Genomic DNA, 26473 nt, shown 5'->3' on the forward strand with positions numbered 1-26473 from the left:
AGACTAAAGAAATGTCAAGAATAGGTAAAAGCCCGGTTACAATTCCAGAAGGAGTGACAGTAGAGCACAAAGATGGTGTTGTAACGGTAAAAGGAAAATTGGGAGAGCTTAAACAGGAAATTAAAGATATCGACGTAAAAATCGAAGATAACGTAATTACTTTTGAGCGATCTTCAGAAAAAAGTGATCAGAAAGCAAAACACGGTCTTTACCGTGCTTTGGTTAACAATATGATTGAAGGTGTTACTAATGGTTACACTAAAGAACTTGAACTTGTAGGTGTTGGTTACAGAGCTAGCAACCAGGGAAACAAGCTTGATCTTGCCGTTGGTTATTCTCATAATATTGTGATAGATTTGGCTCCAGAAGTAAAAGTGGAGACTGTCTCAGAAAAAGGTAAGAACCCTATCGTAAAGCTTACTTCTCATGATAAACAACTTGTTGGTCAAGTTGCAGCAAAGATCCGTTCATTCAGAGCACCTGAACCATATAAAGGAAAAGGTATCAAGTTTGTAGGAGAGCAATTGAGAAGAAAAGCAGGTAAATCAGCTTAATAAAGTTTAGTTATGGCAGTGTCAAAACAAGATAGAAGAAATAAAATCAGAAAACGTATCCGTAAGGATATCGTTGGAACTGAAAGCCGTCCAAGATTATCTGTTTTTAGAAGCAACAAAGAAATTTATGCTCAGATTATCGACGACGTAGAAGGTAAGACTTTAGCATCAGCTTCTTCAAGAGATAAAGAGATCGCTTCAGCTTCTGCAGATAGAAAAGAGCAGGCTGTTATGGTTGGAAAAGCCATCGCAGAGAAAGCGAAAAAGGCCGGAATAGATACTATTTCTTTCGATAGAGGTGGTTATTTATATCACGGTAGAGTTAAATCATTAGCAGAAGGTGCTCGCGAAGGAGGACTAAAATTCTAGAAAATATGTATCAAGATTATAAAAACGTAGAACATGTAAAACCAGGAGGTCTTGAATTAAAAGATCGTTTGGTTGGAGTACAACGTGTTACTAAGGTTACAAAAGGTGGTAGAGCATTTGGATTCTCTGCTATTGTTGTAGTTGGAGATGAGAATGGTGTTGTTGGGCAAGGACTTGGAAAATCTAAGGAAGTTGCAGACGCTATCTCTAAGGCGGTAGAAGACGCTAAGAAAAATCTGGTACGCATTCCTTTACATAAAGGAACTTTACCTCACGAACAAAAAGGTAAGTATGGTGGAGCAAGAGTTATGTTGCTTCCAGCTGCTGCCGGTACCGGTATTATTGCTGGTGGTGCGATTCGTGCGGTATTGGAATCTGTAGGAGTGCATGATGTACTTTCTAAGAACCAGGGATCTTCAAACCCTCACAACGTTGTTAAAGCTACTTTTGATGCCTTACTTCAATTAAGAAGTGCTGAAACTGTTGCAAAACAGAGAGGTGTTTCATTGGAAAAGGTTTTTAAAGGATAAATCAAGGAATAAGATGGGAAAGATAAAAGTCACAAAAGTAAAAAGTGCAATCAACCGCACTAAGAATCAAAAGCTTGTTCTTGAGTCACTAGGACTTAAGAAAATCGGGCAGACGGTTGAGCATGACGATACGCCAAACATCCTTGGTATGGTAAATAAAGTTAAACACTTAGTTTCTGTTGAAGAAACAAAATAATAATCTCTCATGGATTTAAGTAACTTAAAACCTGCAGAAGGTTCAGTTAGAAAAAATAGCAAGCGTATTGGGCGTGGTGAAGGATCTGGTAAAGGTGGAACCGCTACCAGAGGTCACAAAGGTGCCAAGTCACGTTCTGGTTATTCTAAAAAGATTGGTTTTGAAGGTGGGCAGATGCCACTTCAAAGACGTGTTCCTAAATTTGGATTCACTAACAGAAACCGTAAAGTATATCAGGGAATCAACCTTGATACGCTACAGAATCTGGTAGACGAAGGAAGAATTAAGGATACAGTGGATATGGACGTGCTAGTTGAAAACGGTCTTGCCGGAAGAAACGAGCTTGTTAAGATATTAGGTAGAGGTGAATTAAAGGCTAAGTTGAAAATATCTGTTCATAAATTTACGGCCTCAGCGAAAGAAGCTATTGAAGCTGCCGGAGGTGAAGTTGTTACTTTATAATAGATAATCAAATGAAAATCATCAATACGATTAAAAATATTTGGAAAATCGAGGAGCTAAAAAATAGAATTTTAGTTACCCTCGGTTTGCTTTTGGTATATCGTTTCGGGGCGCAGGTAGTGCTTCCCGGAATTGATGCCGCTCAGCTTTCTAATCTGGCTACCCAGACAGATAGCGGATTATTAGGTCTTCTTAATGCCTTTACCGGAGGTGCGTTCTCTAACGCATCTGTATTTGCATTAGGGATTATGCCTTATATCTCTGCTTCTATTGTGGTGCAATTGATGGGAATCGCGATTCCTTATCTTCAGAAACTTCAGAAAGAAGGAGAAAGCGGGCGTAAGAAGATAAATCAGATCACTAGATGGTTAACGATCGCAATTACCCTTGTACAGGGACCTGGTTATATTTATAACCTTTTTGCAACCTTACCTGGAGAGGCTTTCTTATTAGGAGATAACCTAACCTTCGTAATTTCATCGGTAATCATTCTTACTACAGGTACCATCTTCGCGATGTGGCTTGGTGAGAAGATCACAGATAAAGGTATTGGTAACGGTATTTCATTATTGATTATGGTTGGTATTATTGCCACTTTACCACTTGCCTTTATTCAGGAATTCGCTTCAAGAGTATTTGAATCGAATGGTGGTCTGGTAATGATCCTAATCGAATTAGTTATCTGGTTTGCTATTATCATGGCATCAGTTATGCTGGTTATGGCGGTTCGTCAGATACCGGTTCAGTATGCCAGAAGATCTGCCTCAGGTGGATATGAAAAGAATGTTTTCGGATCAAGACAATATATTCCGTTAAAGCTGAATGCATCAGGAGTTATGCCTATCATTTTTGCTCAGGCAATTATGTTTATTCCTGTAGCTGTTGCGGGTCTTTCAGACTCAGACGCTGCTCAGGGTGTAACTGCAGCATTTCAGAACATATTCGGATTTTGGTATAATCTAGTGTTCGCATTATTGATCATTGTATTTACATATTTCTATACTGCGATCACAGTTCCAACAAATAAAATGGCTGACGATCTTAAGAGAAGTGGTGGATTTATTCCTGGTATTCGTCCAGGAAGTGAAACTTCTGAATATCTAGATCGCATTATGTCTCAAATAACCCTTCCAGGATCTATATTCCTGGCTCTTATTGCGGTGTTCCCTGCAATAGTTGTTCAACTGTTGGGTGTACAACAGAACTGGGCGTTATTTTTCGGAGGTACCTCGCTTTTAATTATGGTTGGAGTTGCGATAGATACTATGCAACAAGTGAATTCTTACTTGCTGAATAGACACTATGACGGATTAATGAAAACAGGTAAAAACAGAAAAGCAGTAGCTTAATTATGGCAAAACAACCACCAATTGAACAAGACGGAACTATCATTGAAGCATTGTCTAATGCGATGTTTCGTGTAGAATTGGAGAATGGTCACGTAGTGACTGCTCACATCTCCGGGAAAATGCGTATGCACTATATAAAATTACTTCCTGGCGATAAGGTAAAACTGGAAATGAGTCCTTATGATTTAACTAAGGCTCGAATAACTTACAGATACTAAAAAGTAATTTTCAGCCTTTTATAAATTTTTTATACTTTTGCACTCTGAAAAATTTATGACGGCTAAAATTTCACTGAATGAGTTAATACTCTGCCGGTGAATAAAAAAGAGATAAGATGAAAGTTAGAGCATCAATAAAAAAGAGAAGTGCCGACTGCAAAATTGTACGCAGAAAAGGGCGCCTTTACGTAATTAACAAAAAGAATCCTAGATTTAAACAAAGACAAGGCTAATTATGGCAAGAATTGCAGGGGTAGATATACCTAAACAAAAGCGAGGGGTTATAGCATTGACCTATATCTTCGGAATTGGCAAAAGCAGGGCTCAGGAGATACTTGCACAGGCTAAAGTAGACGAGAACAAGAAAGTTTCAGATTGGGACGATGACGAGATCGGTAAGATTCGTGAGGCTGTTGGTCAATTTACAATCGAAGGAGAATTACGTACTGAGGTTCAAATGAGTATTAAGCGTCTTATGGACATTGGTTGTTATAGAGGAATTCGCCACAGAGCTGGTCTTCCTTTAAGAGGCCAAAGAACTAAGAATAACTCCAGAACCAGAAAAGGAAGAAGAAAAACAGTTGCTAACAAGAAAAAAGCAACTAAATAGTAAGTAGTATGGCAAAGAAAGCAAATCCAAAAGCTAAAACTCAGAAGAAACGTAAAGTAATCGTTGAATCCAACGGTGAAGCACACGTAACTGCTTCTTTCAACAACATCATTATTTCTCTTACAAACAAAAAGGGAGATGTTGTAGCATGGTCGTCTGCAGGTAAGATGGGCTTTAGAGGATCTAAGAAAAATACTCCTTACGCTGCGCAATTAGCTGCTGAAGATGCTTCGAAAGTTGCACATGAAGCTGGAATGCGTAAAGTAAAGGTTTATGTAAAAGGTCCTGGAAACGGTAGAGAATCTGCAATCAGATCTATCCACAACAATGGTATAGAAGTGACCGAGATCATCGATATTACACCGCTTCCACACAACGGTTGTCGTCCACCAAAGAGACGTAGAGTTTAATAAATTTAATTAATAGGAGAGGATTTAGATTATCGAAGGACTAATGCCTTAATTCATAATCCCTTTCTAAAACTATAATAGTAATGGCAAGATATACAGGTCCAAAAACTAAAATAGCCCGTAAATTCGGTGAAGCTATTTTTGGAGACGACAAATCTTTCGAAAAAAGAAATTATCCTCCAGGACAGCACGGTAATAACCGTCGTCGTGGAAAGAAATCAGAATATGCAATCCAGTTAATGGAGAAGCAAAAAGCCAAGTATACTTATGGTATCCTTGAGCGTCAATTCCGCAACATGTTCGAAAAAGCAACCCGTGCCCAGGGAATTACTGGTGAGGTGCTTCTTCAACTTTGTGAGTCTCGTTTAGATAACGTAGTGTACCGTATGGGTGTTGCTCCATCAAGAAGAGCTGCTCGTCAGTTAGTTGGTCACCGTCACATCACAGTAAACGGAGAACTTGTAAATATCCCTTCTTACCACTTGAAAGCTGGTGATGTTGTTGGAGTAAGAGAAAAATCTAAATCACTTGCTGTGGTTCAGGAATCATTATCAAATAGCAGCAGTGTTTATGAATGGATTTCATGGAACTCAGAGAAGAAAGAAGGTACTTTCGTATCTGTTCCTGGAAGAGTTCAGATTCCTGAAAACATTAACGAGCAATTTATAGTCGAATTATATTCGAAATAATAATTCACACAGAAGTCGAAATATGGCAATACTAAATTTTCAGAAGCCCGATAAAGTTATAATGATTGATTCAACAGATTTCGAAGGGAAATTTGAATTTCGCCCTTTGGAGCCTGGTTATGGATTAACTGTTGGTAACGCTTTAAGACGAGTGCTTTTATCTTCTTTGGAAGGTTTCGCGATCACTTCAGTAAGAATTGAAGGTGTAGATCACGAGTTCTCTACCATCGCAGGTGTAGTGGAAGATGTAACCGAAATAATCCTTAACTTGAAACAGGTAAGGTTTAAAAGGCAAATCGATGAGATCGATAACGAATCGGTTACTATTTCAGTTTCCGGAGAAGAACAGTTAACTGCCGGTCACTTCCAGAAATTCATTTCAGGATTCCAAATTCTTAATCCAGACCAGGTAATCTGTCATATGGATAAGAAAGTAAGCTTGAACATGGAGGTTACTATCGAGAAAGGTAGAGGTTATGTTCCGGCTGAAGAAAACAAGAAAGCCAATGCTCCTCTAGGTACGATTTTCGTTGATTCTATTTACACTCCTATTAAGAATGTAAAATATAGCATCGAGAACTTTCGTGTGGAGCAGAAGACTGACTATGAAAAACTGGTATTTGAAATTATCAGTGACGGTTCAATTCATCCAAAAGATGCATTAACTGAAGCAGCTAAGACGCTTATTCACCACTTCATGTTATTCTCTGATGAGAGAATCACTTTAGAGGCTGATGAGATCGCTCAAACTGAAACTTATGATGAAGAATCTCTTCACATGAGACAACTTCTTAAAACGAAGTTGGTAGATCTTGATCTTTCAGTTAGAGCTCTAAACTGTCTTAAAGCAGCCGAGGTTGATACATTAGGAGACCTTGTATCTTACAATAAGAATGATCTTATGAAATTCAGAAACTTCGGTAAAAAATCACTTACTGAATTGGAAGAACTTGTAAGCAATAAAGGTTTAAACTTTGGAATGGACCTTTCAAAATATAAATTAGATAAAGACTAGTTAGAGCTGAAATAATTCAGCTTAATAGTAAATATATAAATCCCGTCATAGTTTGCTCCCCAAAAAGGGTCGTAGCAAGATGATGAAACAAAAAATGTCATGAGACACGGAAAGAAAACAAATCATTTAGGAAGAAAAACTGCACACCGTAAGGCAATGCTTGCGAACATGGCTTGTTCCCTAATTGAACACAAACGAATCAACACTACTGTTGCTAAGGCGAAAGCTCTAAAAGTATTTGTTGAGCCGTTAGTAACAAAATGTAAAGAAGATACTACTCACAATCGTAGAATTGTATTTAGTAAACTTCGTAGCAAAGAAGCGGTAAGCGAATTGTTTCGTGAAGTAGCTCCTAAAGTAGGAGATCGTCCAGGAGGATATACCAGAGTTATCAAACTTGGTAGTCGTTTAGGTGATGCTGCTGAAATGGCGCTAGTAGAACTTGTAGATTTCAATGAAACTTACAACGTAGGTGAGAAGCCTAAGAAGAAAAAGTCTACTCGTCGTGCTGGTAAGAAAAAAGCTGATGATACAGCTAACACTGCTCAGCCAAAAGAAGCTTCTGCTAAAGAAACTAAAAAAGAAGAGCCTAAAGCTGAAGAAGCTAAGGCCGAAAAAAAAGACGATAAAAAAGAGGAATAGAAATGATTCTTTTTACAATCTAAATTTTAAAAGGATAAGCTTTAAGAGTTTATCCTTTTTTTATACCCTATCGATAAATTATTAAATTTGCCACAACAGCAACACAAACACAACTATGAAATATCAGGCTAAACGAAAGGCAATCATTTTACTGGAAGACGGAACCATATTTTATGGAAAATCTGTTGGAAATAAAGAAGGAAGTGCCGTTGGAGAAGTTTGTTTTAACACGGGAATGACCGGTTATCAGGAGATCTTTACAGATCCGTCTTATTTTGGGCAATTAATGGTTACCACCAACGCTCATATTGGTAATTACGGAACTAATGAAAACGAAAATGAGTCTGATGGTGCGAAAATCGCAGGACTTATTTGCAAGAACTTTAGTTATGTAGAATCCAGGCCGGCCTCAGACAAATCTCTTGAGCAGTTTCTCGATGACAATAATATATTCGCTATTTCTGATGTGGATACCCGTGCTTTGGTAACCTACATTCGTGAAAACGGTGCGATGAATGCGATAATTTCTACGGAAGTTGCTAATATCGATGATCTTAAGAAGCAATTAGCCGAAGTTCCTAACATGAACGGTTTAGAACTGGCTTCGAAGGTTTCAACCAAAGAGCCATATTTCTACGGAAATGAAGATGCTACTTATAAGATCGCGGCACTGGATGTTGGAATAAAAACAAACATACTTCGTAATCTTTCTGAAAGAGATGCATATATTAAAGTATTTCCATATGATGCGACTTACGAAGAGATGAAAGAGTGGAATCCTGATGGATATTTTCTTTCAAATGGACCAGGAGATCCACAGCCACTTGAAAGCGCTATCAATGTAACCAAAACGATTATAGAGAAAGATCATCCTTTATTCGGGATATGTCTCGGGCATCAGATCATTGCCATCGCAAATGGAATTGAAACCTATAAAATGCACCATGGGCATAGAGGAATAAATCATCCGGTTAAGAATCTAATAACTGGGAAAGGAGAGATCACCTCACAAAACCATGGTTTCTCCGTAGATAAAGATCAAACTGAGGCCAATCCTGAAGTAGAGGTTACTCATATTTGTCTTAACGACGGAACTGTTGGTGGCTTAGCGATGAAGAATAAAAATGTTTTCTCTGTACAGTATCACCCAGAGGCAAGTCCGGGACCACATGATGCCAGTTACTTATTTGATGAGTTCATAGACAGAATTAAATCGGTAAAAGCTTAGGATCAATAGTTTATAATAAATAAAAAAAGGTCGGATTAAATTTCCGACCTTTTTTTATTACCCTTAGGGGTAAAATAAATTTGGTTTTACCGAGTTTAGTTCTAGTTTTGATGATCAAATCTAAATAATGAAAAAATTTATTGCGCTATTTGCCTTTCTCGTAAGTGCAACAGCATCTTCCCAAATTCAATTTGAAAAAGGTTATTTCGTAACCAATACAGGTGAAAAAGTTGAATGCTTAATTAAAAATTCAGATTGGATTTACAATCCGGACAGTTTTGATTATAAACTTAGTGAGGACGCAGAGATTAAAACTGCAGAGCTGGCAGAAATTCAGGAATTCAAAGTAGACGAATTTTATTTTATCAAAAAGTCTGCAGAAATTGAAATGTCTTCCGAGAAAACTAGTGAGCTCAGTACTGAAAGAAAACCAAACTTCTCTACCAAAGATGTTTTTCTAAGATTGCTGATAGACGGTGAAATTGATTTCTATGAATATGTATCCAGAAACAAAGCTAATTTCTTTTTTAGTCAAAATGGAGAACAAGTAGAGCCTTTAATTCAAAAGAAATATCAGGTAAACGGCAAAATAAATGAGAATGTAAGGTATCGACAGCAATTGGCGTCCGACCTTAAATGCAACGATAGAAATTTTGATGTAAGTGCTATTGATTACAATCGTAGAGATTTAATGGGGTATATTCAAAATTTGAATAAATGCCTTGGATCAGATTCAGAAATATTTTTCAATAGAGATAAAAATTCAAAATTGGTGCTGTATCCGGTAGTGGGTATAGGATATGGGAATATGGAAGTTAACAGGGGACTTGGCGCAGAGGGAACAAGTTTAAGTGGACTGGAATATAGTGTTGGATTAGAATTGGAGTATATTTTTAATTTTAATAAGTATAAATGGTCTACAGCTATCGAATTGACCTATAGAGGATTTCAGGACGAACAGTCGATTGAAAACGCAGGTTACCAATCAGATTTAAAAGTGCAATACAATTCAGTTTCTACATTTTTAGCTTTAAGACACTATTTTTATCTGAGTGAAAAATCGAAGCTCTTCGCGCATGTGGGGCCTATTGTAGATGTTCCAGTTGGTTCTGAAATTTTATATGCTAATACTGGCAGAGCAATAGATCCCGTGCTAAATGATCTAAATACTAATTTTGGTCTTGGAATAGGAATTGGTTACGCTGTAGCTGATAAACTTAGGCTGGGGATCGATTATACTTCAAAAAATGTTGCCGGCGAAAAGTTTGTAGAAGCTAATTATGATCTTGATTGGAAAAGTTCATATTCAAGTTTTAGTCTAAAACTTGAATATGCTATCTTTTAATTTTAGAAGAAGTTTCAATTAAACAGACATTAGATTTAGGTGCTGTTGGTTTACATCAAATAATCCATTACCAATTATGAGAATAGTTTTTATAGCATTTGGATTGTTTTTTAGCAGTTTGTGCTTTTCACAAGAAACCACTAACAGCCAGTTTTCTTTAAATTTTCTTGTTCCTTCAGCTGAGTACGAATTGGCAGTTTCCGATAATTCTACCATAGATCTGAATGCGGGCATTGGTTTTGCTTATCATAAATCTTCCTATAGTGGAGAGGCTTTTGGGATTTATCCCGGAGGTGAAGTGCAATATCGATATTACTATAACTTCAATAAACGCGCAGATAAAGATAAAAAGACTTCTGAAAACAGTGGGAACTATGTTGCTGTGGTAGGATCAATAACTGGTGGAGATCCAATTATAGGCGATTTGAAATATAGTAATAATTATGGCGGATTTGTTGGGCCAACCTGGGGATTGCAGAGAGTTTATAATAGCGGATTTAAATTAAATCTAAATCTAGGTCTCGGGATGGGATTTAATGATTCTGGAGATACTTACCTAACACCACTTTTCGGACTGCAATTAGGCTGGCTTGTAGCGCAATAAGCCAGATTTTTGAACGATTTTCCGATGATCTGAAAATTTCAGACCTATTCTAATTAAGAATTAGTATTCAAAACCTTCATTTTTTCCTTTATCTATAAAAACTTCTCAAACCGAAAACGTTTTAGTTTGTTTTAATGTTATAAATGCTTTAAAACTAAAGGTCTCAGTCGATTTTTTGAGCTTGTATTTGTATCTTGCAGATTGTTCAACTAACTAATAAAATAAGAAAATGAGCGCTATTTTAGATATTCACGCACGTCAGATATTCGATTCAAGAGGAAATCCTACTGTAGAAGTAGATGTATATACGGAAAATGGAATAATGGGTCGTGCAGCAGTTCCTTCCGGAGCTTCAACTGGAGAGCATGAAGCTGTAGAACTTCGTGACGGTGGTGAAGATTTCATGGGTAAAGGAGTTAAGAAAGCTGTAGAAAATGTAAATGGAGAGATCGCAGAGAAATTAATAGGTTACTCAGTATTCGAACAAAACCTGATCGACCAGACGATGAGAGATCTTGACGGAACTCCAAATAAATCTAAACTTGGAGCTAATGCAATTCTAGGAGTTTCTTTAGCAGTAGCTAAAGCAGCAGCGAATGAATTGAATATGCCTCTTTACAGATATGTTGGTGGAGTTAGCGCGAATACGCTTCCTGTACCAATGATGAATATCATCAATGGAGGTTCTCATAGTGATGCACCTATTGCATTTCAGGAATTCATGATCATGCCGGTAATGGCAGATAGCTTTTCTCACGCATTAAAAATTGGAACGGAAATTTTCCATAATCTGAAAAAAGTGCTTCACGATCGTGGTTTAAGTACTGCTGTTGGAGATGAAGGTGGTTTTGCGCCAACTCTTGACGGAACTGAAGATGCTTTAGATACCATTCTGAAATCTATTGAAAAAGCTGGTTATACTCCAGGGAAGGATGTAATGATCGCATTAGATTGCGCTGCGGCAGAATTCTTTGTAGATGGAAAATATGACTACACAAAATTTGAAGGTGATAAAGGAAAAGTAAGAACTAGCGAAGAGCAGGCGGAATATCTTGCTGAACTTGCCGGTAAATATCCAATTATCTCGATTGAGGATGGAATGGACGAGAACGACTGGGAAGGCTGGAAAGCAGTAACCGATAAGATCGGCGATAAAGTTCAGTTAGTAGGGGATGACCTTTTCGTAACTAACGTAGAACGTCTTGGTAGAGGTATTAAAGAAAATATTGCAAACTCTATCCTTATTAAAGTAAACCAGATTGGTACTTTAACTGAAACTATTGCAGCGGTAAATATGGCACATAACGCTGGTTATACTTCTGTAATGTCTCACCGTTCTGGAGAAACTGAAGATAACACGATTGCAGATCTTGCTGTAGCATTGAATACCGGTCAGATTAAAACCGGTTCTGCTTCTCGTAGTGACCGTATGGCGAAATACAATCAGTTGCTTAGAATTGAGGAAGAGTTAGGACATGTTGCTTACTATCCGCAAGACAAAGCATTCAAGATTAAATAATTTTGAAGTAAATTATATGAAAAGCCTCTTCGAAAGAAGAGGCTTTTTTGTTTATTCGTTATTTATTTATATGTTATATTAACAATCATTTAATTACGGAAACTATGAGAGCTGTCGCTTAATTAGTAAATTCAAGCAATTAACCAACCACCACATTGAGTACCAATTTTTTATTCGTTGCTGCAGAAAATGACGGTATCCCACGCTGTAAAGCTGGCGGGATGGGAGATGTTGTTCGCGATGTTCCCAGACAGATAGCTGCTAAAGGAGACAATGTTCATGTAATTACTCCTTCCTATTCCAGATTGCATACTTCAGAAAGTACAAAAATAGCTGAAATCAATTTTGTATTTCGTGGAGTTCCGCATAATGCCGAAATATATGAAGTGCAGGGTAAAAAAGATTTTCCGGGAATTAAACATTATGTGTTACATCATCCGGATATAAAAGCGGGCGATATCGCACACATTTATTTCAATGATCCCGATCAGCCGTTTTTCACAGATGCGAATGTTTTCGCACTTTTCTGTACCGGAGTGGCTGCAGCGATTAGAGAAAATGTATTTCAAACTATAGATATTATTCATTTGCATGACTGGCATACCAGCATGCTATTGTTCTTAAGAGAATTCAATCCAAGGTTTGAGGTGCTTAAGAAAATTAGATTTGTTTATTCAATTCATAACCTGGCGATACAGGGAATAAGGCCTTTCAGTAATAACTATTCATCGGTGGATGCATTTTTCCCGGACATCGAATATGATCGTGAAGTTCTTTTGGATAGAAGATATCAGGATTGTATCAATTTAATGGCGGTAGGTATTAGGCTATCAGATGCTGTACATACAGTTTCACCATCTTATAAGGATGATATTCAGAAGCCAAGCGATCCTCCACATTTTATTGGAGGGGAAGGCCTGGAAGAAGATCTTAAAAAAGCTGAAAAAGAGAACAGGCTTTTTGGAATCTTGAATGGAGCGAATTATGCGAATATCGAAGTTGTTGAAAAAGGAATTCTGCTTAGACAGTGTGTACGACGATTATTCAGATGGCTGCAGGAAGAAAAGAAAGATTATAAGGCACATTATATGGCGCATACGGGTGAAAAGATCACTCGCTGGCAGGAAAGAAATCCTGATTTCATCTGTTCTAGTGTAGCTAGGCTAACCGAACAGAAATTTTTCTTTTTTCGGGAAAACCCTGAATTGCTATCCGGCTTAATGGATAAGCTCGCGGAAGTGAATGGAATTTATATCCTGCTTGGAACCGGCGCTCCAGAATACGAAGTGATGTTTAGAGAAGCCAGTTACAAATACAAGAATTTCATATTTATCAACGCGCAGTCTGATAGTATTATTGATATGCTTTACCAGGATTCAAATTTATATTTGATGCCAAGTCAGTTTGAGCCTTGCGGAATCAGTCAGATGCTTGCTATGAGAAATGGACAACCTTGTCTTGTTCATCATACAGGAGGTTTAAAAGATACTGTGGTGCACGGAAAGACTGGTTTCAGTTTTGATGGAAAAACTACCACTGAGAAAACCGAAAATTTCGTGAAAGTCTTTTCAGAAGCAGTAGATCTATTTTTCAATGAAAAGAAAGAATGGAAGAAGATCTGTGCGAATGCAAAGAAACAAAGATTTACCTGGGAGAAATCTGTTGATGAATATTACGAGCAGCTTTACAAAAATTCGTGATCTAAAATCAATGAATTTGTTGTTAATGACATAACTTATTACCCCATAGATACTAAATATTGAAAGCTATATTTTTTCGATATTCAAGCCATTCTTATTAAAACTGACCTAAGTTTTTGGTTACCTATAGTTAAAATTCACGAAAACTGAATAAAATAGGGGTATTTGTGAAATTTCGTTACTAAGCTTAAAATTATTTTAACACTAAATTTCGTAATTTAGCAATCCTTAAAAATTAATCTAAAAGAACTAAATATAATATGTCTAAAACAGCGACACTCGAATTTGACGGAAAGAAATATGAGTTTCCCGTTACTGTGGGAACAGAAGATGAAATAGGTATAGATATTAAAAAGCTGCGTGGAGAAGCGGGGCTAATTACTCTTGATCCTGGATTTAAGAATACTGGAAGCTGCGAGAGTGCCATCACTTTTTTGGACGGTGAACAGGGAATCTTGAGATACCGTGGCTACGCAATTGAAGATCTTGCTGAAAAAGCCGATTTTCTTGAGGTAGCTTATCTATTGATCTTCGGAGAATTACCGAACAAAGAGCAATTAGAAAAGTTCACAAACGATATTAAAGAACAATCTCACGTAGATGAGGAGATGAAAAAGATCCTTGACGGATTTCCAAAGTCTGCTCACCCAATGGGAGTATTGTCATCATTAACAAGTGCCTTAATCGCTTTCAACCCTTCTTCTGTAGATGTTCAGTCTGAAGAAGATATGTATAAGGCAATTGTAAAGATCTTAGGTAAATTCCCGGTTCTTGCAGCATGGACTCTAAGAAAGAAGAATAGCCTTCCGCTTAACTATGGAGATGAATCTTTGGGTTATGTAGAGAATCTTCATAAAATGATGTTCGAAAAACCGAACAAAACTTATAGTGTAGATAAAGCAGTGATCGATGCACTGGATAAATTATTGATACTTCATGCAGATCATGAGCAAAACTGCTCTACGTCTACTGTAAGAATGGTAGGTTCTTCTCACGCAGGACTTTTCGCATCTCTATCAGCCGGTATTTCTGCACTTTGGGGACCACTTCATGGTGGGGCAAACCAGGCAGTAATTGAAATGCTTGAAGGTATTAAAGAAGATGGAGGAGATACTCACAAATTCATGCAGAAAGCGAAAGATAAAGAAGATCCTTTCCGTTTGATGGGATTCGGACACCGTGTTTACAAGAACTTTGATCCGCGTGCTAAGATCATCAAAAAATCTGCAGATGAGGTATTAGGACAATTAGGAGTTGAAGATCCAGTGTTGGATATTGCTAAAGGTCTTGAAAAAGAAGCACTTGAAGACGATTATTTCGTAAAAAGGAAACTATATCCAAACGTAGATTTCTATTCAGGAATTATCTACCGTGCACTGGGCATCCCAGTTGAAATGTTTACAGTAATGTTCGCATTGGGTAGACTTCCAGGTTGGATCGCACAATGGAGAGAAATGAGATTGAAGAAAGAACCAATTGGTCGTCCGCGTCAGATCTATACCGGAGAAAATCACAGAGATTTTAAACCACTTGGAAGCAGATAATTTTTAAATTTTTATCTGAAACTAATTAATTGAAAAAGCTTCATCATCGGATGGAGCTTTTTTATATTTGTCAAAATCTTAGCAATGAAATTGCATATAACTAACGAAACTTCAAGACTTAGAGCAGTTGTTTTAGGAACTGCTAAAAGCAACGGTCCAATTCCAACACTGGAAGAAGCATACGATCCAAAATCACAGGAGCATATAAAGGCCGGAACCTATCCAAAAGAAGAGGATATGGTCAAAGAAATGGAAGCTGTCGCGGCTGTTCTTGAAAAATATGATGTTAAGGTTTTTAGACCCAAAATAATTGAAGATTATAACCAGATCTTCACTCGTGATATTGCGTTTGTAATAGGTGATAAATTCGTGAAATCGAATATACTCCCAGATCGTGATCAGGAGATCGATGCGATAGAACATGTGATGAAGCAGATAGATCCTTCAAAGGTTGTTACGTTACCTGAGGAGGCTCATATTGAAGGTGGGGACGTTATGCCTATGGGAGACTATATCTTCGTTGGAACTTATAAAGGCAAAGATTATAAAGATTTCATTACTGCAAGAACAAACTGGCAGGCGGTAGAGGCTTTGGAGAAAGCATTTCCAGATAAAAAGGTGATTTCTTTTAGCCTTAAAAAGTCAAATACGATCGCTAAGGATAATGCCTTGCATCTTGATTGTTGCTTTCAGCCGGTTGGGAAAGATAAAGCTATCCTCTACAAGGATGGGTTTTTGATCGACGAAGAATATGAATGGCTGGTTAATTTCTTCGGAAAGGATAATATTTACGAGATCACCCGTGATGAAATGTATAATATGAACTCTAACATCTTTTCTATTTCAGAAGACGTGGTGATTTCAGAGAAAGGATTTACCAGGCTTAATAACTGGCTTAGAGAACAGGGGATCACGGTAGAAGAAGTGCCTTATGCTGAAATCGCCAAGCAGGAAGGTTTGTTGCGTTGTTCAACTTTACCTTTAATAAGGGATTAAAAGAATTATGATGAAGCAGATTACAGATACAATATTGATGGTAAGACCGGTTGGTTTCAGAATGAACGAACAAACCGCGGTAAATAACTATTTCCAGACAAAAATGGAAGGAGATGATATTAATGAACTTGCCACAAAGGAATTTGACATTTTTGTTGAAAAACTAAGAGCAGTTGGAGTAAATGTAGTGGTGGTAGATGATGTTCCTGAAGATGATACGCCAGATTCTATTTTTCCAAACAACTGGGTTTCTTTTCATGAAGATGGGCAGATCGCTCTTTATCCCATGTTTGCTGAAAACAGGAGAAAAGAACGCAGATTACATTATTTCGCCAAACTTGAAGAAGCGGGACTTAAGATCACCGATATTGTAGATTATACAGTTGCTGAAGAGGATGATGTTTTTCTTGAAGGAACGGGAAGTTTAATCCTGGACAGGGTACATCAAAAAGCATATTGTGCCATTTCTCCAAGAGCAGATGAAGATCTTTTAATAGAATTCTGTGAGGATTTTGAATTTACTCCGGTTATTTTTAATGCCTATCAAAGTGTGGGCAGCAAAAGACTTCCAATTTATCACACCAATGTGATGATGTGTATAGCTGATGAATTCGCTGTGATCTGTCTTGATACCATAGATGATAAGAAAGAACGAAAGAATGTAGTAAAGCATCTTAAAATGGACGAGAAGGAGATTATTTCCATTACTGAAGAGCAGATGCATGAATTTGCTGGGAATATGCTACAGGTTCAGGGAGCTGAAGGGAAAAAATATCTTGTGATGAGTGCGAGAGCACATAGAAGCCTTACTGATGAGCAGGTTTTAAGAATCGAGAAACACTGTGAGATTTTAAGTTCTGAAATTCAGACGATAGAAACCTGTGGAGGAGGAAGCGCCAGATGTATGATGGCCGAGGTTTTTTTACCTCAGGCTTAGATTTGTTCAGATCTTCTTTTAAACAATTTAAAACTGAAAAGAAGAATGATCAGAACACTTAGGATTGCGAAAGGAAGAGAGCTAATTATAAGAAACTTTTGCATGGCGGTTAAAACATTGGAGTCAGGCTTAACCTGCCCCAGAACTATGATCGCTTCACAAAATATAAGGATCAATACCGCCCATAGAAGGCGGTATTTCTTTTTTGGTTCAGGATTGCCATTATCAGTGAACATGCTTAAGACAAAAATCGCTGAATCTACCGATGTTACCAGGAAACTGATTAGAAGCAAAATCACAATAAGGCTTGTAATTATTGGTAGAGGATAGGCTTCAAAGAATACGAACATCGAAGTGAATACATTTCCGAATTCATTGTTGTAACTATTCCAGCTTTCTATGATCTCGAAGGCCGAAGTTCCAAATACGCTGAACCAGAAAAAACTTCCTAGCGAAGGGATCAATAATACACCTAAAATCATCTCTCGAATCGTTCTTCCCTTAGATATTCTGGCAATAAAAATCCCTGTAAAGGGAGCCCATGCTAGCCAGAATGCCCAGTAATAATAGGTCCAGTCGGTTAAAAATTGCTGCCCGGGATCGTAATCACCTATAGACAGGCTTAAAGGAATGAAATCAATAATATAATGATATAGAGAGTTGAAAAAATTAGATAAAATTTCTGCAACATTTCCCGTAAAGAATACGAATAGCATCAATAATAGAGCGATATAAATATTCCAGTTTGAGATCCGTTTAATTCCTTTATTAACTCCGGCCCATGCTGACATAAATGCCAGAGAACAGATAAGAAACACCAATCCCATATTTTGATATAATGATCCGGGTTCTCTTGATTCTAAATGACTTAATCCTCCTTCTATTTGTGTGGTTCCTAGGCCAATTGCAGCTACCAGACCAATTACCGTAGTAAGAATGGTAAGAATATCAATTGAGGTTGGCAGGAAACGGTTTTTTCGGAAAATAGAAAATCCGGAACTTAATCTTACATCGGTTTTATCTACAAAAATTGCATAACCTATTACTAATGCGAAAAGCCCGTAGAATGCCCAGGCAGTAAAACCCCATTGATAAAATGTATATTCCAATGAAACAATTTCTGCAGTTTCTCCGGTTTCAATAGGCGGATTTATTAGCATATAAACCGGTTCCTGCACGGCTCGCAATAAAATTCCGGCACCCATTCCGGCAGAATATAGCATCGCGATCCAGGATAGCATGTCAAATTCAGGTGGAGAACTTCCAAGTCTTATCTTTCCGAATTTTGTGAATGCAATTATTAGAAGGAACAGCACACAAGCCAGCCCGAGCCACAAATAGAATGTTCCAAAATACTCTCTCACCCAGAGAGAAGCAATTTCGATGCTATCATAAAACTGATCTGTAAATAGAAAAATTAGAACTGAGCTAAAAATCAGGATCGCTGCGGAGACTGAAAATTCCTTGTTTTTGAGAAGTGACTGGAATACTGGTTTCAAGCTGATTAGTTCTTAAACATAAAACTAATCCTTTTTTATTCCCTTCGCAATTTTGTTGATCATGCCTTCAAAGATGAAGAAATGGAAAGGATACATCGCATACCAGTACGCCCGGCCCAGCAAACCCTTTGGTCTGAAAGTCGCATTTTGATGCAGGACATCATCTTCATCAATTTTAAATTCCAGCCAGGCTTCCCCCGGCACCTTCATTTCAGCAAAAAGTAGCAATCGTCTTTCTTCCTTATCTGCCAGAAGAACGCGCCAGAAATCTAAAGAATCTCCTGCATTGATCTTGGTAGGATGGGTTCTGCCTCTTCTTAGTCCAACTCCTCCAAATACTTTATCCAAATAACCTCTTACTTTCCACAGCCAGTTACCATAATACCATCCATTGAGTCCGCCAATTGCCCATACTCGTTCCAGAGCTTCTTCAGGATCTTCAACTTTAATCGATTTCTTATCCTGGAGGCACCCGTATTTAGGGATCTGTACATATTTATTCAATTCCTTTCTAAATCGACCGCTGCTTAGAGAATCCTTCCAGCTGGAAAGAACTTCATTCTGTTCAATTTTATAAAATGCAAGTTTGATCGCTTCCTTGTAAGGAATAAGCTCAATATTCAGAATTTCCTTAAGTCTGGTGTCTCGTGTTATTACTTCTACAGACATGCTATCCACAAGATTTTGAGCCAGCCTGTAAGAAGTTGAGGTTACAAAATAAAGCCAGTAAGAACTCAATTTTGGTGACATAAATGGTACTCCAACAATCCAGATCTTCAAATCCCGAACTTCGGCGTATTGTTCCATCATTTCCTGATAGGTCAACACATCTGGCCCGCCAACATCAAAAGATTCATTATAACATTCCTCACATCCAATTACACCGGTCAAATACTGTATAATATTCCTTATCGCGATAGGCTGGGATTTGGTTTTGACCCATTTTGGTGTGACCATCACCGGTAACTTTTCACACAAATCACGAATAATCTCAAAAGAAGAACTTCCGGATCCAACAATAATAGCAGCCCTTAAAACAGTGACATTATAATCGCCTTTATAAAGGATTTCTTCAACGGCTTTTCGTGACTTTAAATGTTTGGAAAGCTTTTCTTCATTGATGATTCCGCTTAGATAAATGACCTGATTCACCGAGGTTTCGGTCATCATCTTATTGAAATTCTCTGCTGCCTGTGCTTCCTGCTTATCAAAATCTTTAGTAGATGCGGTCATCGAGTGAATAAGATAATAGGCGACATCTATATTTTTTATCTTATCCGGAGCTGTTGAATTTTCAAGAAAATCGATCTCAACAATTTCAACTTTCTCTTTGAGCTCTTCGTTAGAAGTAAAGCGGTTTTTATTACGGACTGCACAAATAACTTCATGCCCCTGCTCAAGTAGTTGAGGTAGAAGTCTCATTCCAATATAACCATTGGCACCGGTAAGTAATATGCGCATTTGAAGAATTTGAACTTCAAATTAGAAATTTAATTATTACTTTCACTTCAGATTAGTAAAACTTTATTAAATGAATAACGTGCTGAAATTCGTCCTACTAATAATTGGGATAGGACTAATTGGATATGGTATTTATAATCTTGTTACACCTGAATTTTCTATTGATGCAGGTCCATTACAGGTTGAAGCACACGGAGACAATACGCAGTCTTATGCGATGATCGTTTTCGGGATTCTTTCTCTTGTGGGAGGCCTTGCCTTTGGAAAGAGATAATGAGCTTAAACAAGCGAGCCTAAAAGGCTGAGCAAAAATGAATTGATTTAATTCACCCTTTTCTATTTATAAAGAATCTGGAGACCTTGTAGCATCCTACACAACTCAAGGTTAATTAAATTTTAAAGATCTTCTATCTGCGTGGGTGCATTATCGTTCTTGTAATCGATGATCTTTTTAAAGAATTTATGAATACCAGGCGTATTCGCCTTCACCTTAATAAAATGATGGTCCTTGTAAATGCTATATTCTTCAGCTTTTCCTTTGTAGAGATTAAGTTTGTAATATGGGATTACCAGCGCGTAAGTTTCCAGAATTGACCTGAACATCACGATGATCCCGTTGTTTCTCATTTCAACATTGCAAACATTGGCGTTATTGTCCAGAATAAGTAAATTATGTATATCAATACTGGTAGAGGTGATCTGTAATTTTGGAGAACCGGTGCCTTTGAGTTTTACCCTTTCAAAAAGCGTAAAAGGCTTCCCGACTTCCTTATTTATTTTATCTGAAATCGCCGGACGATTATAGGAAATATTCAGTAGCATTTCTTTTTTCCTAAATATAAGGATTTGAGTACAAAGCCTGACGCCTGAAACTTCAATTCTTTTTATCTTTGCGCACTTAATAATTGGAAATACGCTAAAAAGTATAGGAAAATGAATATCGAACAAATTCTTGCATCAAAAGTTAAAGAAGCCGTCAAGAAGCATTATGAAGTAGAACCTGAAAATATTGAATTTCAGCCTACGCGTAAAGATTTTGAAGGCGATATCACTTTGGTGGTTTTCCCTATGCTGAAGCAGGTAAGAACCAATCCAGCTCAATTGGCTGAGAACATTGGGAAATTTCTAGAAGATGAAGTAGAGGAAGTTGCGGCGTATAACGTGATCCAGGGATTCCTGAATATCGTGATTAGCGATAAATATTATATCAACTTTTTCAATGATGTAAGAGAAAGAGAAGATTTCGGAATTCTGCTTCCGAAAAGTGATGCAAGCGGGATCATGGTAGAATATTCTTCACCGAATACCAATAAGCCGTTGCACTTAGGACATATTAGAAATAACTTATTAGGCTATTCAGTTTCTGAAATCTTAAAAGCTGCCGGAAATGAGGTTTATAAAGTGCAGGTGATCAACGACCGTGGAATACATATTTGTAAATCTATGGTTGCCTGGCAGAGATTTGGAAACAGTGAAACCCCAGAATCTACAGGATTAAAAGGGGATAAGCTGGTTGGGAATTACTATGTGAAGTTTGACCAGGAATATAAAAAGGAGATCGCTCAGCTTAAAGAAGAAGGAAAGAGTGAAGATGAAGCAAAAGCGCAGGCTCCAATTTTCGTTGAGGCTCAGGAAATGTTGAGAAAATGGGAAAAGAACGATCCCGATGTGGTAAAACTTTGGTCCACCATGAATCAATGGGTTTACGACGGATTTGAGAAGACCTATGATGCCCTTGGAGTAGATTTCGATAAGAATTACTACGAAAGTGAAACCTATCTTTTAGGAAAGGATAATGTTCAGAAAGGTCTTGAAGAAGGCGTTTTTTATAAGAAAGAAGATGGAAGTGTCTGGATAGATCTAAGTGAAGAAGGTCTGGATGAAAAGATAGTTCTCAGGAGCGACGGGACTGCTGTTTATATGACTCAGGATATTGGAACTGCGATACAGAGATTTGCTGATTTTGATATCAACCAGATGGTTTATACGGTTGGTAACGAACAGGAATATCACTTTAAAGTACTTTTTCTAATTCTGAAAAAACTTGGCTATGACTGGGCAGATGCGCTTTATCATTTAAGTTATGGAATGGTGGATCTTCCAAGCGGGAAAATGAAAAGCCGGGAAGGAACGGTGGTAGATGCTGATGACCTTATCAAGGAAATGGCAGATACGGCCAGAAGTATTTCCGAGGAATTAGGAAAACTTGACGGTTATTCTAAAACTGAAAAAGAAGAGCTTTATAGAATTATCGGGCTTGGTGCCTTGAAATATTATATTCTGAAGGTAGATCCTAGAAAGAGAATTCTTTTTGATCCGGAAGAATCTGTAGATTTCCAGGGGAATACAGGACCTTTCATTCAGTATACCTATGCGAGGATACAGTCGATCTTAAGAAAAGCCGATTTTGATACTTCAGCAGATCTTTCTAAAGAATTTAGTTTTCACGAGAAAGAAAAGGAATTGATCAAGCAGGTGCAGTTGTTTCCAGAAACGGTAGCACTGGCAGCAGAGAATCATTCTCCAGCATTGATCGCTAATTATACTTATGAGCTGGTAAAATCTTTTAATTCATTCTATCAGAATGTTCAGATACTGGGCATTGATGATGAAGCGGAAAAAGTTTTCAGGGTACAGCTTTCAAACCTGGTAGCAAACGTGATCAAGTCGGCATTCAAGCTGCTTGGGATCGAAGTTCCGGAAAGAATGTAATTTCAACAAAACTGAAATTTTGAATTTTGAAGGTTGGACTTTATACTTCAGCTTCAAATCATTAAATTTGCAATTCGCTGCATTGCAGCAATAGAATAAAATCACAGGAAAAATTATGTTTGATAATTTAAGCGATAAGTTAGATAGTGCCTTTCACGTCTTAAAAGGGCATGGACAGATTACAGAGATTAATGTTGCGGAAAGTCTTAAAGAGGTAAGACGTGCGTTGGTAGATGCCGATGTGAACTATAAGATTGCCAAGGAATTCACTAATACCGTTAAAGAAAAAGCGCTGGGGCAAAATGTATTAAATACATTGAAACCAGGACAGTTAATGGTAAAGCTTGTAAAAGATGAGCTTACCGAATTAATGGGTGGTGAAGCTGAAGGGATCAATCTTTCAGGAAATCCTTCTGTGATTTTAATGTCTGGTCTGCAGGGTAGTGGTAAAACCACTTTCTCTGGTAAACTGGCAAATTTCCTTAAGAATAAAAAGACTAAAAAGCCTCTTTTAGTAGCCTGTGATGTTTACCGTCCGGCTGCGATCAACCAGCTTCATGTAGTTGGGGAACAGGTTGGTGTTGAGGTATATTCAGATGAAGGTAATCAGGATCCGGTTGCGATCTCTAAAGATGCTATCGCTTATGCTAAAGAAAATGGGCATAATGTAGTGATCATCGATACCGCGGGACGTCTTGCGGTTGATGAAGCGATGATGACCGAAATCTCCAATATTCACCAGGCGATCGAGCCACAGGAAACACTTTTCGTAGTAGATTCCATGACGGGTCAGGATGCGGTGAATACTGCAAAGACCTTCAACGAAAGGTTGAATTTTGACGGGGTGATTTTAACCAAACTGGATGGTGATACTCGTGGTGGTGCAGCAATCTCTATTAAATCGGTTGTAAATAAACCTATCAAATTCATCGGTACTGGTGAAAAGATGGATGCGATTGATATTTTCTATCCTTCACGTATGGCCGACAGGATCCTGGGGATGGGGGATGTTGTGTCTCTTGTGGAAAGAGCTCAGGAACAGTACGATGAGGAAGAAGCAAGAAAGCTTCAAAAGAAGATCGCGAAAAATGCGTTCGGATTTGATGATTTCCTGAATCAACTTCAACAGATCAAGAAAATGGGATCTATGAAAGATCTTATGGGAATGATTCCGGGAGCAGGAAAAATGCTTAAGGATGTTGATATTGATGATGATGCTTTTAAAGGAATTGAAGCGATCATACATTCCATGACTCCGGGAGAAAGAAGTGAGCCGAAGATCATCAACGCCAGCAGAAAGAAAAGAATTGCTAAAGGTTCAGGAACATCTGTACAGGAAGTGAATCAGCTATTGAAGCAATTTAACCAGATGGGTAAAATGATGAAGATGATGCAAGGTGGCGGTGGCCGAAAAATGATGCAAATGATGAAAGGAATGCAGTAATTCCTTTCCACTTCAATACACAACAACAACTAACACACAACAATTAATGACAATTCTCGACGGTAAAAAGATCAGTAATGACATCAAGGATGAAATTGCTGGCGAAGTTGCCAAAATCAAGAAGCGTGGAGAAAAAGTCCCTCACCTGGCTGCAATTATTGTAGGTAAGGATGGGGCGAGTATGACTTACGTGAACAGCAAGGTAAAAGCCTGCGAAAGAGTGGGGTTTGAATCCTCACTTTACAGACTTCCAAATACGGTAAGTGAACTGGAATTGCTGGACAAGATCGAAGAGCTTAATCAGAATGATGAGATAGACGGTTTTATTGTGCAGTTACCTTTGCCTCCGCAAATCGATACCCAGAAAGTACTGAATGCTGTAGATCCAGATAAGGACGTAGATGGTTTCCATCCTACCAACTTCGGAAAGATGGCTTTGGATATGACCAGTTTTATTCCGGCTACACCATTCGGAATTCTTGAGCTTTTAGAGCGTTATGATATTCCGACTAAAGGGAAACATACTGTGGTAATTGGTAGAAGTTATATCGTTGGAAGACCGATGAGCATCCTGATGGGACGTAGTGGTTTTCCTGGAAATTCTACTGTTACCTTGACTCATGAGTTTACTAAAAATATCACACAGGTAACTTCACAGGCAGATATTATTATTATCGCTGTTGGAATTCCAGATTTTCTTAAAGGTGAAATGATCAAGGACGACGCGGTGATCATAGATGTTGGTATTACCAGAGTTCCTGATGATAATGCCGAAAAAGGTTATATCATTAAAGGAGACGTAGACTTTGAGAATGTGAGTAAAAGAGCCTCTTATATAACACCCGTTCCTGGAGGAGTAGGACCAATGACGGTCTCTATGTTATTGAAAAATACTTTGCTGGCAAGGGAAAGACATAGATACAGAGCAATAGAAGCTAAGAAAAAATAAAAAAGAGGGAGTTTAACTCCCTCTTTTTTATTTTATAAAGTTCCGCTTGTATCGCCATGTTCCAATTTCCAGTCCAGGTAATTATGAATGTCAGACTGGATAAACCTTAAACCAAAGGTGATAATTGCCATATCATCTATATAACCTAAGCCCGGAACAAAATCAGGGATGATATCCAGGGGATTCAGAATATATAAAAATGAAAAAGCAATGGTCGCAATAGTGAACCAGGGTACTTTGTTGTATACACCTCTACGGTAATCCTTAAGCATACCGTACATGACCTTTGCAAGTTCGCTGTACTTCTGAAGTAATCCCGAATTATTGATCTTGGCGTCAACTTCTTCCTGACTGTCCATGGCAATAGTTACATCATCTTCATCAATCTTAGCGACTTCGGTTTTTACAAGATCTTCATTTATTTTTTTCTTTTTTCCGAACATAATTCAAGTTGGTTTAATTTTATAATCTGTGATGCGAATTTCCATATTCCTTCTTGTAGATTCTCAGGATAAGCAAGAAAAGAGAGATCAATAAGGGACCGAATATCAATCCGATAAATCCGAATAACGGAACACCTACGATAACGCCAAAAAGCGTGATTAATGGATGCACGCTGGCTAGTTTCTCCAGTACATAAAGTCTTATGATATTATCTGTAGAACCTACCACGACGAATCCGTAGATCAAAAGTGCGATAGCCTGCCAGTCATGTCCCTGGGCAAATAACAAGATAGTTGCCGGGATAATTCCAATTGCTGTTCCTATGAACGGGATCATAGAACCTATGGCGGTGATCACGAACCAGAAAAACGGATCTGGAACTCCAAATATCAGAAATCCAATTAATGCAATAATTCCCTGAACTAAAGCAACTAAAGGAATTCCAAGAGCATTCGATTTTACAAGTTGGTTGCTTTCTTCTCCAATTATCCTGAGGTTGTCCTTCCCGAGTGGAATATATGTAATCATAGATTCTCTCAAGGATTCACGATTTATCAGCATATAATATAGCATGAAATACATGATCCCTATGGCGATAAAGGCATTGAAAGTTCCCCCTGCCAGGTTCTGTAAATTAGAAGAGACCCAATTCGTAACCGAAGCTGTATCTATACTGGAACTAATACTGAATCCTATTTCGGCTTCTATATGGTTTAATTGATCTTTTAAGGCTTTGAGAACTCTTTCAGAATTTGAAACCGCTTTGCCTATTTTCGAGGTAAGCATGATAGCAATAAGGGTTACCGGAATTAGGATTCCAATAAAAGATCCGGCCATTAATAAGGAAGCGGCTAGAGGTGGTCTCCAACCTCGACCTATCAATTTCTTCATCCAGCCTTTAAGGATAACGTATAAAGTTACCGCTCCCAGAACTCCCGAAAGGTAAGGAAGGGTTTCTTTTACTATTAAAACCGTTAAGAAAAGTATTAGCAGCAGAACAAATACCTGTCGTACTAAGGACGGTTTAAGTCTATCCATATTTTGGTT

The 26473-nt window shown here is 37.9% G+C and carries 30 protein-coding genes; 25 read left to right on the forward strand and 5 right to left on the reverse strand.

The window, feature by feature from the left end:
* Window positions 1-11 precede the first annotated feature (11 nt).
* The 21 genes from rplF to ctlX all read left to right on the forward strand — a co-directional run bounded on the left by rplF (window position 12) and on the right by ctlX (window position 16917).
* Complete coding sequence (gene rplF / locus RE431_RS14065) at window positions 12-554, forward strand: 50S ribosomal protein L6 (RefSeq protein WP_309562615.1); 543 nt, start codon at window positions 12-14, stop codon at window positions 552-554.
* A 12-nt stretch (window positions 555-566) separates the two neighbouring features.
* Entirely contained in the window at window positions 567-923 is a 357-nt protein-coding gene (gene rplR / locus RE431_RS14070; protein WP_309562616.1) for a 50S ribosomal protein L18, read from the forward strand.
* 5 nt (window positions 924-928) lie between these two features.
* On the forward strand, window positions 929-1453 hold the full coding sequence (rpsE, locus tag RE431_RS14075; RefSeq protein WP_011710679.1) for a 30S ribosomal protein S5: 525 nt from the start codon (window positions 929-931) through the stop codon (window positions 1451-1453).
* 13 nt (window positions 1454-1466) lie between these two features.
* A complete protein-coding gene (gene rpmD / locus RE431_RS14080; protein ID WP_026933557.1) occupies window positions 1467-1649 on the forward strand; it encodes a 50S ribosomal protein L30 in 183 nt (60 codons plus the stop codon).
* A 9-nt stretch (window positions 1650-1658) separates the two neighbouring features.
* Entirely contained in the window at window positions 1659-2111 is a 453-nt protein-coding gene (rplO, locus tag RE431_RS14085) for a 50S ribosomal protein L15 (protein WP_011710677.1), read from the forward strand.
* 11 nt (window positions 2112-2122) lie between these two features.
* Window positions 2123-3460: a preprotein translocase subunit SecY gene (gene secY / locus RE431_RS14090; protein WP_309562617.1), complete on the forward strand. Its 1338-nt coding sequence runs from the start codon at window positions 2123-2125 to the stop codon at window positions 3458-3460.
* 2 nt (window positions 3461-3462) lie between these two features.
* On the forward strand, window positions 3463-3678 hold the full coding sequence (gene infA / locus RE431_RS14095) for a translation initiation factor IF-1 (protein ID WP_072553873.1): 216 nt from the start codon (window positions 3463-3465) through the stop codon (window positions 3676-3678).
* Window positions 3679-3794: 116 nt separating this feature from the next.
* Window positions 3795-3911 (forward strand): type B 50S ribosomal protein L36, encoded by a 117-nt coding sequence (gene ykgO / locus RE431_RS14100; protein WP_010519235.1) that lies wholly within the window; start codon window positions 3795-3797, stop codon window positions 3909-3911.
* Between the two features lie 2 nt (window positions 3912-3913).
* Entirely contained in the window at window positions 3914-4288 is a 375-nt protein-coding gene (gene rpsM / locus RE431_RS14105; protein ID WP_309562618.1) for a 30S ribosomal protein S13, read from the forward strand.
* 8 nt (window positions 4289-4296) lie between these two features.
* Window positions 4297-4698 carry a 30S ribosomal protein S11 gene (gene rpsK, locus RE431_RS14110; RefSeq protein WP_300434111.1) on the forward strand — a complete coding sequence of 134 codons (402 nt, stop codon included), beginning with the start codon at window positions 4297-4299 and terminating at the stop codon, window positions 4696-4698.
* Window positions 4699-4781: 83 nt separating this feature from the next.
* A complete protein-coding gene (gene rpsD / locus RE431_RS14115; protein WP_309562619.1) occupies window positions 4782-5387 on the forward strand; it encodes a 30S ribosomal protein S4 in 606 nt (201 codons plus the stop codon).
* 22 nt (window positions 5388-5409) lie between these two features.
* Window positions 5410-6402 carry a DNA-directed RNA polymerase subunit alpha gene (locus RE431_RS14120; protein ID WP_309562620.1) on the forward strand — a complete coding sequence of 331 codons (993 nt, stop codon included), beginning with the start codon at window positions 5410-5412 and terminating at the stop codon, window positions 6400-6402.
* A gap of 99 nt (window positions 6403-6501) precedes the next feature.
* On the forward strand, window positions 6502-7044 hold the full coding sequence (gene rplQ, locus RE431_RS14125) for a 50S ribosomal protein L17 (protein WP_309562621.1): 543 nt from the start codon (window positions 6502-6504) through the stop codon (window positions 7042-7044).
* 115 nt (window positions 7045-7159) lie between these two features.
* Window positions 7160-8272, forward strand: coding sequence for a glutamine-hydrolyzing carbamoyl-phosphate synthase small subunit (gene carA / locus RE431_RS14130; protein WP_309562622.1), 1113 nt, complete (start codon window positions 7160-7162; stop codon window positions 8270-8272).
* Window positions 8273-8399: 127 nt separating this feature from the next.
* On the forward strand, window positions 8400-9617 hold the full coding sequence (locus tag RE431_RS14135; protein WP_309562623.1) for a hypothetical protein: 1218 nt from the start codon (window positions 8400-8402) through the stop codon (window positions 9615-9617).
* A gap of 76 nt (window positions 9618-9693) precedes the next feature.
* Window positions 9694-10221 carry a hypothetical protein gene (locus tag RE431_RS14140; protein ID WP_309562624.1) on the forward strand — a complete coding sequence of 176 codons (528 nt, stop codon included), beginning with the start codon at window positions 9694-9696 and terminating at the stop codon, window positions 10219-10221.
* Window positions 10222-10450: 229 nt separating this feature from the next.
* Entirely contained in the window at window positions 10451-11740 is a 1290-nt protein-coding gene (eno, locus tag RE431_RS14145) for a phosphopyruvate hydratase (RefSeq protein WP_309562625.1), read from the forward strand.
* Between the two features lie 155 nt (window positions 11741-11895).
* Window positions 11896-13440 (forward strand): glycogen synthase, encoded by a 1545-nt coding sequence (locus tag RE431_RS14150; RefSeq protein ID WP_309562626.1) that lies wholly within the window; start codon window positions 11896-11898, stop codon window positions 13438-13440.
* Between the two features lie 260 nt (window positions 13441-13700).
* Entirely contained in the window at window positions 13701-14984 is a 1284-nt protein-coding gene (locus tag RE431_RS14155) for a citrate synthase (protein ID WP_309562627.1), read from the forward strand.
* 84 nt (window positions 14985-15068) lie between these two features.
* A complete protein-coding gene (locus tag RE431_RS14160; protein WP_309562628.1) occupies window positions 15069-15980 on the forward strand; it encodes a dimethylarginine dimethylaminohydrolase family protein in 912 nt (303 codons plus the stop codon).
* A 10-nt stretch (window positions 15981-15990) separates the two neighbouring features.
* Window positions 15991-16917, forward strand: coding sequence for a citrulline utilization hydrolase CtlX (ctlX, locus tag RE431_RS14165; protein ID WP_309562701.1), 927 nt, complete (start codon window positions 15991-15993; stop codon window positions 16915-16917).
* Here ctlX and RE431_RS14170 read toward each other — a convergent pair.
* Window positions 16914-18416, reverse strand: coding sequence for a BCCT family transporter (locus RE431_RS14170; RefSeq protein ID WP_309562629.1), 1503 nt, complete (start codon window positions 18414-18416; stop codon window positions 16914-16916). The two genes, ctlX and RE431_RS14170, sit on opposite strands and share 4 nt — an antisense overlap.
* A gap of 24 nt (window positions 18417-18440) precedes the next feature.
* Window positions 18441-19877 (reverse strand): SDR family oxidoreductase, encoded by a 1437-nt coding sequence (locus RE431_RS14175; protein ID WP_309562630.1) that lies wholly within the window; start codon window positions 19875-19877, stop codon window positions 18441-18443.
* 70 nt (window positions 19878-19947) lie between these two features.
* Here RE431_RS14175 and RE431_RS14180 point away from each other — a divergent pair, with 70 nt between their 5' ends.
* Complete coding sequence (locus tag RE431_RS14180) at window positions 19948-20151, forward strand: hypothetical protein (RefSeq protein WP_309562631.1); 204 nt, start codon at window positions 19948-19950, stop codon at window positions 20149-20151.
* A 122-nt stretch (window positions 20152-20273) separates the two neighbouring features.
* Here the strand turns inward: RE431_RS14180 and RE431_RS14185 are convergent, their stop codons facing one another.
* Complete coding sequence (locus RE431_RS14185) at window positions 20274-20699, reverse strand: hypothetical protein (protein ID WP_309562632.1); 426 nt, start codon at window positions 20697-20699, stop codon at window positions 20274-20276.
* A gap of 111 nt (window positions 20700-20810) precedes the next feature.
* On the opposite strand from RE431_RS14185, the gene argS reads away from it, so the two are divergent.
* The 3 genes from argS (at window position 20811) to RE431_RS14200 (ending at window position 24982) form a co-directional block, all read left to right on the forward strand.
* Window positions 20811-22589 (forward strand): arginine--tRNA ligase, encoded by a 1779-nt coding sequence (gene argS / locus RE431_RS14190; protein ID WP_309562633.1) that lies wholly within the window; start codon window positions 20811-20813, stop codon window positions 22587-22589.
* A 115-nt stretch (window positions 22590-22704) separates the two neighbouring features.
* Window positions 22705-24033, forward strand: a complete 1329-nt coding sequence (gene ffh, locus RE431_RS14195; RefSeq protein WP_309562634.1) for a signal recognition particle protein — start codon at window positions 22705-22707, stop codon at window positions 24031-24033.
* A 46-nt stretch (window positions 24034-24079) separates the two neighbouring features.
* A complete protein-coding gene (locus tag RE431_RS14200) occupies window positions 24080-24982 on the forward strand; it encodes a bifunctional 5,10-methylenetetrahydrofolate dehydrogenase/5,10-methenyltetrahydrofolate cyclohydrolase (protein WP_309562635.1) in 903 nt (300 codons plus the stop codon).
* A gap of 32 nt (window positions 24983-25014) precedes the next feature.
* Here the strand turns inward: RE431_RS14200 and RE431_RS14205 are convergent, their stop codons facing one another.
* On the reverse strand, window positions 25015-25425 hold the full coding sequence (locus RE431_RS14205) for a YkvA family protein (RefSeq protein ID WP_309562636.1): 411 nt from the start codon (window positions 25423-25425) through the stop codon (window positions 25015-25017).
* A 19-nt stretch (window positions 25426-25444) separates the two neighbouring features.
* Complete coding sequence (locus RE431_RS14210) at window positions 25445-26464, reverse strand: AI-2E family transporter (RefSeq protein ID WP_309562637.1); 1020 nt, start codon at window positions 26462-26464, stop codon at window positions 25445-25447.
* Between the last annotated feature and the right edge of the window lie 9 nt (window positions 26465-26473).

Source organism: Christiangramia sediminicola, assembly GCF_031344135.1.
Taxonomy (GTDB): domain Bacteria; phylum Bacteroidota; class Bacteroidia; order Flavobacteriales; family Flavobacteriaceae; genus Christiangramia; species Christiangramia sediminicola.

Bases quoted from the DNA above. Each gene is read 5' to 3' on its own strand.
- eno (WP_309562625.1), top strand. From the start codon at position 10,451: ATGAGCGCTATTTTAGATATTCACGCACGTCAGATATTCGATTCAAGA.
- RE431_RS14210 (WP_309562637.1), bottom strand. From the start codon at position 26,464: ATGGATAGACTTAAACCGTCCTTAGTACGACAGGTATTTGTTCTGCTG.
- infA (WP_072553873.1), top strand. From the start codon at position 3,463: ATGGCAAAACAACCACCAATTGAACAAGACGGAACTATCATTGAAGCA.
- RE431_RS14175 (WP_309562630.1), bottom strand. From the start codon at position 19,877: ATGCGCATATTACTTACCGGTGCCAATGGTTATATTGGAATGAGACTT.
- ctlX (WP_309562701.1), top strand. From the start codon at position 15,991: ATGAAGCAGATTACAGATACAATATTGATGGTAAGACCGGTTGGTTTC.
- RE431_RS14200 (WP_309562635.1), top strand. From the start codon at position 24,080: ATGACAATTCTCGACGGTAAAAAGATCAGTAATGACATCAAGGATGAA.
- argS (WP_309562633.1), top strand. From the start codon at position 20,811: ATGAATATCGAACAAATTCTTGCATCAAAAGTTAAAGAAGCCGTCAAG.
- rpsE (WP_011710679.1), top strand. From the start codon at position 929: ATGTATCAAGATTATAAAAACGTAGAACATGTAAAACCAGGAGGTCTT.
- RE431_RS14120 (WP_309562620.1), top strand. From the start codon at position 5,410: ATGGCAATACTAAATTTTCAGAAGCCCGATAAAGTTATAATGATTGAT.
- RE431_RS14140 (WP_309562624.1), top strand. From the start codon at position 9,694: ATGAGAATAGTTTTTATAGCATTTGGATTGTTTTTTAGCAGTTTGTGC.
- rpsM (WP_309562618.1), top strand. From the start codon at position 3,914: ATGGCAAGAATTGCAGGGGTAGATATACCTAAACAAAAGCGAGGGGTT.
- ykgO (WP_010519235.1), top strand. From the start codon at position 3,795: ATGAAAGTTAGAGCATCAATAAAAAAGAGAAGTGCCGACTGCAAAATT.
- RE431_RS14135 (WP_309562623.1), top strand. From the start codon at position 8,400: ATGAAAAAATTTATTGCGCTATTTGCCTTTCTCGTAAGTGCAACAGCA.
- RE431_RS14180 (WP_309562631.1), top strand. From the start codon at position 19,948: ATGAATAACGTGCTGAAATTCGTCCTACTAATAATTGGGATAGGACTA.
- ffh (WP_309562634.1), top strand. From the start codon at position 22,705: ATGTTTGATAATTTAAGCGATAAGTTAGATAGTGCCTTTCACGTCTTA.
- rpmD (WP_026933557.1), top strand. From the start codon at position 1,467: ATGGGAAAGATAAAAGTCACAAAAGTAAAAAGTGCAATCAACCGCACT.
- RE431_RS14205 (WP_309562636.1), bottom strand. From the start codon at position 25,425: ATGTTCGGAAAAAAGAAAAAAATAAATGAAGATCTTGTAAAAACCGAA.
- RE431_RS14155 (WP_309562627.1), top strand. From the start codon at position 13,701: ATGTCTAAAACAGCGACACTCGAATTTGACGGAAAGAAATATGAGTTT.
- RE431_RS14160 (WP_309562628.1), top strand. From the start codon at position 15,069: ATGAAATTGCATATAACTAACGAAACTTCAAGACTTAGAGCAGTTGTT.
- carA (WP_309562622.1), top strand. From the start codon at position 7,160: ATGAAATATCAGGCTAAACGAAAGGCAATCATTTTACTGGAAGACGGA.
- rplQ (WP_309562621.1), top strand. From the start codon at position 6,502: ATGAGACACGGAAAGAAAACAAATCATTTAGGAAGAAAAACTGCACAC.
- rplR (WP_309562616.1), top strand. From the start codon at position 567: ATGGCAGTGTCAAAACAAGATAGAAGAAATAAAATCAGAAAACGTATC.
- secY (WP_309562617.1), top strand. From the start codon at position 2,123: ATGAAAATCATCAATACGATTAAAAATATTTGGAAAATCGAGGAGCTA.
- rpsD (WP_309562619.1), top strand. From the start codon at position 4,782: ATGGCAAGATATACAGGTCCAAAAACTAAAATAGCCCGTAAATTCGGT.
- rplF (WP_309562615.1), top strand. From the start codon at position 12: ATGTCAAGAATAGGTAAAAGCCCGGTTACAATTCCAGAAGGAGTGACA.
- rplO (WP_011710677.1), top strand. From the start codon at position 1,659: ATGGATTTAAGTAACTTAAAACCTGCAGAAGGTTCAGTTAGAAAAAAT.
- rpsK (WP_300434111.1), top strand. From the start codon at position 4,297: ATGGCAAAGAAAGCAAATCCAAAAGCTAAAACTCAGAAGAAACGTAAA.
- RE431_RS14185 (WP_309562632.1), bottom strand. From the start codon at position 20,699: ATGCTACTGAATATTTCCTATAATCGTCCGGCGATTTCAGATAAAATA.